The organism is Denitrificimonas caeni, assembly GCF_905120345.1.
GTDB classification, from domain to species: domain Bacteria; phylum Pseudomonadota; class Gammaproteobacteria; order Pseudomonadales; family Pseudomonadaceae; genus Denitrificimonas; species Denitrificimonas caeni_A.
The window spans coordinates 1-1,306 of sequence record NZ_CAJHOA010000018.1; the positions used below are offsets into that span (position 1 = coordinate 1).

Consider the following 1,306-nt stretch of genomic DNA (forward strand, 5'->3'; position numbering starts at 1 on the left):
GACCCTGTAAATGATTCTGTGTAACTGCCAAGGTTAAATATAATCCGTTAAGCGGTCTTCAAATTCAATCATAAATCGGTTCAATGCCGGTTTCCAATCTCTGATCGGCATGGTCCATTTCTTGGACGCATTTTGGATTGCCAAATAGATGACTTTCTTAGCCGAGTCATCGGTTGGGAACAGTTTACGTTTTTTGATGGCTTTGCGGATCACGCTGTTCAATGATTCAATGGCGTTGGTGGTGTAAATCACCTTTCTGATATCAGCAGGATAATTGAACAGGGTATTGAGGTTATGCCAGTGCGTCCGCCATGATTTGCTGATTTGTGGGTACTTGTCGTCCCAGTGCTCAGCAAATTGGTTCAGGGCGAGCAAGGCTTCTTCTTCGGTGACTGATTGGTATATTTGCTTTAACTCGGCGGTGACGGCCTTGTAGTCCTTCCAGGGCACATATTTGACTGAGTTGCGTACCATGTGAACGATACAAAGCTGAATTTGAGTCTCAGGGAAGACCGCATTAATGGCATCAGGGAAGCCTTTTAGCCCGTCAACACAGGCAATTAATATATCTTTTACGCCCCGATTTTGCAGCTCAGTGAGCACATTAAGCCAGAACTTAGCGCCTTCATTTTCAGACAGCCATAAGCCTAATAGCTCTTTGTGGCCTTCCATATTAACGCCCAGAGCAAGATAAACGGCTTTGTTGATAACATGCTTATCTTGGCGGATTTTAACCACAATGCAGTCCAGATAAACGATGGGGTAAACCGCATCCAGTGGCCGTGACTGCCACTCAACTACCTGATCAATAACGGCATCAGTGACTTTAGATATGAGGCTTGCAGACACATCTGCGCCGTACATTTCTTTGAAGGTATCGACAATTTCTCGTGTCGTCATGCCTTGAGCATAGAGAAAAAGGATTTTATCATCCATCGAGGTAAAGCGAGTTTGGTGCTTTTTCACCAGCTGCGGTTCAAAATCACCTTGTCGGTCACGTGGCGTATCCAGCTCAAACTGGCCATCTTCAGTGCGCACGGTTTTGCGCGTGACACCATTGCGACTGTTGTCTGAGCTGGACTGCTCGTGCTTGCGATAGCCTAAATGCTCGTCAAGCTCAACGCTAAGAGCTGCTTCCACCATGACCTTGGTGAGCATAGCTCGCATGTCTGTCAGGTCTTTTTCAGTTTTGATACCTTTTGCCGCTTCGCGTGCAAAGGCTTCGAGGTCTTTTTTGTTCATCGTCTGTCTATCCTTCCCGTTAGGGGTCAATGATAAACAGTTACACAGATTTAATTACAGTCTC

Annotated in this window: 1 protein-coding gene; it reads right to left on the reverse strand. The window is 45.9% G+C overall.

Features of this window, described 5'->3' with window-relative positions; all coding sequences use genetic code 11:
• Positions 1 to 33: 33 nt before the first annotated feature.
• Positions 34 to 1,242, reverse strand: a complete 1,209-nt coding sequence (locus JYJ62_RS15770; protein ID WP_205343197.1) for an IS256 family transposase — start codon at positions 1,240 to 1,242, stop codon at positions 34 to 36.
• Positions 1,243 to 1,306: the final 64 nt, after the last annotated feature.